This window comes from uncultured Thiocystis sp. (genome assembly GCF_903866365.1).
GTDB lineage: Bacteria > Pseudomonadota > Gammaproteobacteria > Chromatiales > Chromatiaceae > Chromatium.
Genome location: NZ_CAIPNF010000260.1, coordinates 1 through 5,890, shown reverse-complemented (window position 1 = coordinate 5,890; position 5,890 = coordinate 1). Strand labels below are relative to the sequence as shown.

Sequence of the window (5,890 nt, the reverse complement as noted above, 5' to 3'; positions counted from 1 at the left end):
TCCTGGTCTGGAAGGCCGGACAGCCTGGCGTCTTTGTCGACCAAGAAGGACGCGCTCAGTGGCGCGGCGTCACCCTGGGTTTGCACGGCGCCCAGGACATCGCCGTCACGCAGGGCCTCAGCGCCGGCGAGCCCGTCGTCCACCCCGCCGCGGGTCGCAAAACCGCCCTCACCGACGGCCAGCGCATCGCCCGGCCATGAATCTCGCCATCCGTGACATCCGCCATCATGTGGGGCGCTTCGTCTTCACCACCCTGGGCGTCGGTCTGTTGCTCATGATCGTCATGGGCATGGGCGGTATTTATCGCGGCTTGATCCATGAGGCGACCTTGCTCGTGGACCGCGTGGGGGCCGATCTGTGGGTCGTGCAAGGCACCACGCGCGGGCCGTTCGCCGAAATCTCGCGGGTGGCGGCCAATCTTGAAGACCGGGTGCGCGTCGTCCCGGGCGTGGCGCGGGCACGCCGCTTCGTCTCGCACACCCTTCAGCGCGAACAGGGGGGCAAGCCCTTGCGGATGGTCGTGCAAGGGCTCGCCTGGCCGGACGACCAGGGCGACTGGGTGCCGCTCGTGGCCGGCCGCGGGCTGCGCCAGGCGCACTTTGAACTGATCGCCGATCAATCGCTGGGGTTGCCGCTGGGGGAGAAGATCAAGCTTGGCAAGGATCTCTACGAAGTTGTCGGGCAAACGCGCGGCTTGGTCGGGACGGGCGGCGATGGCCTCACCTTCTTCACCGTCAGCGACGCGCTAGCGATTCAGTTCGACGTCCCCGGCGAGGCCGTGCGTCTGGAACGCGCGGCGCGGCGCGCCCGTGTCGCAGACAGCGACCTGGGACGTCTCCAGCCGTTACTCCTCGATCGTGCCGCCGGCCTCTCCAGCGGTATCCCAGCGTTCGCCACGCCGCAAGTCAGCGCCATCCTCGTCACCCTCAAGCCCGGTGCGGACGCGGCCGCCGTCCGGCGCATCCTTGGCACCTGGCCGGACATTACCGTCTATTCCATCCAGGAGCAAAAAGATCTGCTGCTCGCGGGCATGGTGGACAAGGCGCGCCGTCAGCTCGGGCTCTTTCGCGTCCTGCTCATCATCATCTCGACCATCATCATTGCGCTGATCATCTACACCCTGACGTTGGACAAGCTGCGCGACATCGCCCTGCTCAAACTCATCGGCGCGCGTAATCGCGTCATCGGCGGTCTCATCCTTCAGCAGGCGCTGCTCATGGGGGCGTGCGGGTTCGGCATCGCCTGGTGTCTGGGGTTTTATCTCTTTCCCTATTTCCCCCGGCGCGTCCTCATCGAGCCGCCCGACCTGGTGTCGCTCGGGATCATCGTGATCCTCTGCTCCACGCTGGCCAGTCTGCTCGGTATCTGGAAGGCGCTGCGCGTCGAGCCCAACACGGTGCTCGCCGGATGAACGTCGTCGTCAGCGATGCACCCGCCATCGAGGTCACGAACCTGCGCAAGGTCTACGGTCAAGGTCACACCGAAGTGGTCGCCATCCGCGCGGCGACGCTGCGAATTGGACGCGGTGAAATCGTCGGCTTGTTCGGTCCGAGCGGCTCCGGCAAGTCGACGCTGCTCACCGCGATGGCGCTGATCAATCCGCCCACCGCGGGGCGTATCGCTATCGGCGGTCAGCCGGTCATGGATGGCCCGCGCGCGCTGGTCGATGCCCGCGCGTTCCGCCGCCAGCACATCGGCTTCGTCTTCCAAAAGCCCAATCTGATTCCCTTTCTCACCGCGCTGGAAAATGTCCAGGTGGCGCTGGAGATCAACGACACCCCGGCGCGTCAGGCTCGCCAGCGGGCGCTCGATCTGCTCGGCTACCTCGGCGTCGGTCCGCGCGCGACCAATCTCCCCGACGCATTGTCCGGCGGCGAACAACAGCGCGTCGCCATCGCCCGCGCGCTGGCCAACGACCCCAGCCTGATCCTGGCCGACGAACCGACGGCATCGCTCGATGGCGCGCTTGGACGGCAGGTCATGGAGCTGTTTGCCAAAGTCGCTCACGAACGCCGCGCCGGGGTCCTCGTGGTCACGCACGACCACCGCACCCTCGATGTCTTCGACCGGATTCTCGATGTCGAGGATGGGGCGATCCGCGAGCGCGCCAATCCCGAGAGCGACGTGCAGCAATGAGTGAACCCTCTGTCGCAAGTCCCGGTCCAAAGGGTTCGAGAACACTGGGGCAGGCGTCATCGGCGATGGTCTCTTGAGGCTGGCGATCGGGATCTCCATTGGCTTCGGTAACCGTCAAGACGTCAGCGATTCGAACGAGGACATGACCATGAACGAGCCGAACCACGACCACCCCCGTCAGGCGGTGCGCGAACACTATGGACAGATTGCCGTGGGCGCGGAACCCGGTTGCGGCGGCCCGCCGAACTGCTGCGCGACACCCAGGGTTGCGCTGGACGATGTGTCCCGGAGTGTGGGCTATCGCGCCGCCGAGATTCTGGCCGTCCCAGAGGGCGCGAATCTGGGGCTGGGCTGCGGCAACCCCCAGGCGATCGCGGCGCTCAAGCCCGGCGAGACGGTGCTCGACCTGGGGAGCGGCGCGGGTTTCGACGCCTTCCTCGCCGCGCGCCAGGTCGGCGAGACGGGTCGGGTGATCGGGGTGGACATGACCCCGGCGATGCTCGCCAAGGCCCGTGCCAATGCGGAGCAAGGTGGCTATCGCAACACCGAGTTCCGCCTGGGAGAGATCGAGCACCTGCCCGTGGCGGATGGGAGCGTGGATGTCATCCTCTCCAATTGCGTCATCAACCTCGCGCCGGACAAACCGCGCGTCTTTGCCGAGATCTATCGCGTCCTCAAGCCGGGCGGGCGCTTGGCGATCTCGGACGTGGTCGCCTCGGCCGAGCTGCCGGAGGCGGTCCGGGAGGATCTGGCGCTCTATACCGGCTGCATGGCAGGCGCCGCCTCGGTCGCCGAGTTGGAGTCCATGCTGGCGGCGAACGGCTTCACCCAGATTCGGATCACTCCGAAGGATGAGAGCCGCGCCTTCATCCGCGACTGGGCGCCGGGGATCGCGATCGAGGATTTCGTCATCTCGGCCACCATCGAGGCCATCAAGCCTTCGATCTAAACCGCGTTCCGAGTGATCAACAGCGAGATTCAGGGCAAGCGTCGGTGCATCCGGTGATGCCTGCTTCGGCCAGGTGTTGTAGCGCCCATGTGGTCATCCTCCGGCTCCAGCCTTGACCGCGTTTGGCCGGCAGCACGACCAGCGAGCGCAACAGTGCAGCCGACCCTGCGCACTCCCACCCGATGAAACCGATTCAGGAATCCGCCCCATCACGAAAACGGAAAAACCGCCGACCCGGTTCACCCAAATCCTGGGCGGGCAAACCAGCGGACATCAAGGTTTCCAGCAAATCCAGGGCGTCGGCGTCGACCTCTTCAATCAGGGGAGTGTTCAATATGGTCGCAAAATATATGCATGGTCGTATGTTTCCGTTTAAATCACAAATTATTATAATGGTTTCGTATATCTTAAAACGCATGTTTTCCTGGTTGTTCGATCAGCTTAAAACGTCCCGCGATTCAGAGCGTCTACCCGCATGAGCGACCCTCAAGCCTTTTTCGAAGCCCTGGCCGACCCCATCCGCCGGCGCATCCTGGCGATGCTGCTGGACGCCGACGAGTTGTGCGTCTGCGATCTGCACAGCGCGCTCGACGCCTCGCAGCCCAAGGTCTCGCGCCATCTGGCGGTGCTGCGCAGCGCGGCGCTGGTGCGGGTCCGGCGCGATGGTGTGTGGATGCGTTACCGCCTCGATCCGCAACTGCCGGCGTGGGCACTGCGAATCCTGATGCACATGAAAGACGGGATGGGGAGCGAGGCGATCGCGCCCGCGCCCTCCGTCTGCGATCCCTGCGAAACCTGATCCTATCGCCCGCTGATTCAACCCAACGCTTCGCTTCCGAGGAACCCCCGATGACCACCGCCCCCAAGACCGTCCTCGTCCTCTGCACCGGTAATTCCTGCCGCTCGCAGATGGCCGAGGTCATCCTCAATCATGATCTCGCTGGACAGGTGCGCGCCCTGTCCGCCGGAACGCGCCCGCAGCCCAAGGTGGCGGACGGTGCCATTGCTGCGCTGCATGACGCCGGACTGCCGACCGAAGGGCTCCACCCCAAGGACATCGAGGCCGTGCTCGACGAGGCGATCAATCTGGTGGTGACGGTCTGCGACAACGCCAAGGAAAGCTGCCCGATTTTCCCGCGCCCTGTCCCACGCATCCATCTTCCCTTCCATGACCCGCACGGCGAGCCGCTGGAATCCTTCATCCAGGTGCGTGACGACATCCGCGCACGGCTGATCCCAGCGGTGGTCGAGGCGCTGGGTCTTATTCGGAATCAGTAGGCACCGTCCATGTCTGTTCAATGTGAAATCACTGCCAAACAAGCCGCTGGCGCACCCATGAGTCTCTTCGAGCGCTGGCTAACCCTCTGGGTCGCATTCTGCATCCTCGTCGGGATCGGACTGGGTCAGTTCTTCCCTGCGCCCTTCCAGTTTCTGGGCCGGCTGGAGGTCGCGCAGGTCAATCTGCCGGTGGGTGTGCTGATCTGGGTGATGATCATCCCCATGCTGATGAAGATCGACTTCGGCGCACTCGGTCAGGTGCGGTCCCATTGGAAGGGCATCGGCGTGACCCTCTTCATCAACTGGGCGGTCAAGCCCTTCTCGATGGCGCTGCTCGCCTGGCTCTTTATTCGCGGCCTGTTTGCCGACTGGCTGCCGGCCGACCAGCTCGACAGCTATGTCGCCGGACTGATCCTGTTGGCCGCCGCCCCCTGTACGGCGATGGTCTTCGTCTGGAGCCGGTTGACCGGGGGCGATCCCTATTTCACTCTGACGCAGGTGGCGCTCAACGATGCCATCATGATCGTCGCCTTTGCGCCGATCGTCGCGCTGCTGCTCGGGCTCTCGGCGATCGTCGTGCCCTGGGATACGCTCCTGACCTCGGTGGTGCTCTATATCCTGATCCCGGTCGCCATCGCGCAGATCTGGCGTTATGTCCTGCTGAAACAGGGCGAGGCCCGCTTCGACGCCACCCTCAACACCCTGGGTCACGCCTCGATCGTCGCCCTGCTGCTAACCCTGGTACTGCTGTTCGCCTTCCAGGGCGAGCAGATCCTCAAGCAGCCGCTGATCATCGTCCTGCTGGCGGTGCCGATCCTGATCCAGGTGTTCTTCAACTCGTCGCTGGCCTATTGGCTCAACCGCGCGGTCGGCGAAAAACACAGCGTCGCCTGTCCCTCGGCCCTGATCGGGGCGTCCAACTTCTTCGAGCTGGCGGTGGCGGCGGCGATCTCGCTCTTCGGGTTCCAGTCCGGCGCGGCGCTGGCAACCGTGGTCGGAGTGCTGATCGAGGTGCCAGTCATGCTGCTGGTGGTGCATGTCGTTAATAACTCCAGAATCTGGTACGAACAAGGTTCAAATCAGTCACCAATTTCACCCTTGTAAATGCATGAGGTCTTGACTTAGAAGTCCGAAACTGGTGGTCGGCAACGCGATTGCAGTCATTCCCAAGAGGGCGCGCGGGACGCAGGACGGCGTGACGTTCAGCTCCGTTCGTGTCCCCCGGCCTTTGGCCCCCTCCTTGACCTCACTGCACTGAACGTCACGCCGTCCTGAGTCGGCCAACACTGCTGGCAGACGATGCCCCTGACAACGGATAGTTCTGTTTCATCCGGAAATGGCTCTGATTTCAAGGATCCAGTTGGTTTGACTTCGGCAATTTAATACGGTAATATACCGTATTAAATTTGGTGAGATTATGACAGCAGTTGCCCGTGTTGAGCTGAAGCTTGACGCTGATGATAAGTATCTTCTCGCCCGTGCCGCAAGCCTTATGGGCACGACCATGGCCGGCTTTGTTCGCAGCGC

Annotated in this window: 7 protein-coding genes; all 7 read left to right on the top strand. The window is 63.7% G+C overall.

Annotation, left to right across the window (positions count from 1 at the left end; all coding sequences use genetic code 11):
- Window positions 1-200, top strand: a 200-nt coding sequence (locus QZY07_RS14310) for a hypothetical protein (protein WP_295403992.1), incomplete at its 5' end; no start/stop codon positions are given.
- Window positions 197-1,411 carry an ABC transporter permease gene (locus tag QZY07_RS14305; protein ID WP_295403989.1) on the top strand — a complete coding sequence of 405 codons (1,215 nt, stop codon included), beginning with the start codon at window positions 197-199 and terminating at the stop codon, window positions 1,409-1,411. The genes QZY07_RS14310 and QZY07_RS14305, both read left to right, overlap by 4 nt.
- Window positions 1,408-2,136: an ABC transporter ATP-binding protein gene (locus tag QZY07_RS14300; protein ID WP_295403986.1), complete on the top strand. Its 729-nt coding sequence runs from the start codon at window positions 1,408-1,410 to the stop codon at window positions 2,134-2,136. The genes QZY07_RS14305 and QZY07_RS14300 overlap by 4 nt, the downstream gene beginning before the upstream one ends.
- Window positions 2,137-2,284: 148 nt before the next feature.
- Complete coding sequence (locus QZY07_RS14295; protein ID WP_295403983.1) at window positions 2,285-3,085, top strand: arsenite methyltransferase; 801 nt, start codon at window positions 2,285-2,287, stop codon at window positions 3,083-3,085.
- A gap of 475 nt (window positions 3,086-3,560) precedes the next feature.
- A complete protein-coding gene (locus QZY07_RS14290) occupies window positions 3,561-3,884 on the top strand; it encodes a metalloregulator ArsR/SmtB family transcription factor (RefSeq protein ID WP_295403980.1) in 324 nt (107 codons plus the stop codon).
- A gap of 50 nt (window positions 3,885-3,934) precedes the next feature.
- Window positions 3,935-4,363, top strand: a complete 429-nt coding sequence (locus QZY07_RS14285) for an arsenate reductase ArsC (RefSeq protein ID WP_295403977.1) — start codon at window positions 3,935-3,937, stop codon at window positions 4,361-4,363.
- A gap of 9 nt (window positions 4,364-4,372) precedes the next feature.
- Window positions 4,373-5,467 carry an ACR3 family arsenite efflux transporter gene (gene arsB, locus QZY07_RS14280; protein WP_295403974.1) on the top strand — a complete coding sequence of 365 codons (1,095 nt, stop codon included), beginning with the start codon at window positions 4,373-4,375 and terminating at the stop codon, window positions 5,465-5,467.
- The last annotated feature ends 423 nt before the right edge of the window (window positions 5,468-5,890 follow it).

What these genes read in the sequence shown, in the direction of transcription:
- QZY07_RS14305 (WP_295403989.1), top strand. Translation starts at nt 197, where the DNA reads ATGAATCTCGCCATCCGTGACATCCGCCATCATGTGGGGCGCTTCGTC.
- QZY07_RS14300 (WP_295403986.1), top strand. Translation starts at nt 1,408, where the DNA reads ATGAACGTCGTCGTCAGCGATGCACCCGCCATCGAGGTCACGAACCTG.
- QZY07_RS14295 (WP_295403983.1), top strand. Translation starts at nt 2,285, where the DNA reads ATGAACGAGCCGAACCACGACCACCCCCGTCAGGCGGTGCGCGAACAC.
- QZY07_RS14290 (WP_295403980.1), top strand. Translation starts at nt 3,561, where the DNA reads ATGAGCGACCCTCAAGCCTTTTTCGAAGCCCTGGCCGACCCCATCCGC.
- QZY07_RS14285 (WP_295403977.1), top strand. Translation starts at nt 3,935, where the DNA reads ATGACCACCGCCCCCAAGACCGTCCTCGTCCTCTGCACCGGTAATTCC.
- arsB (WP_295403974.1), top strand. Translation starts at nt 4,373, where the DNA reads ATGTCTGTTCAATGTGAAATCACTGCCAAACAAGCCGCTGGCGCACCC.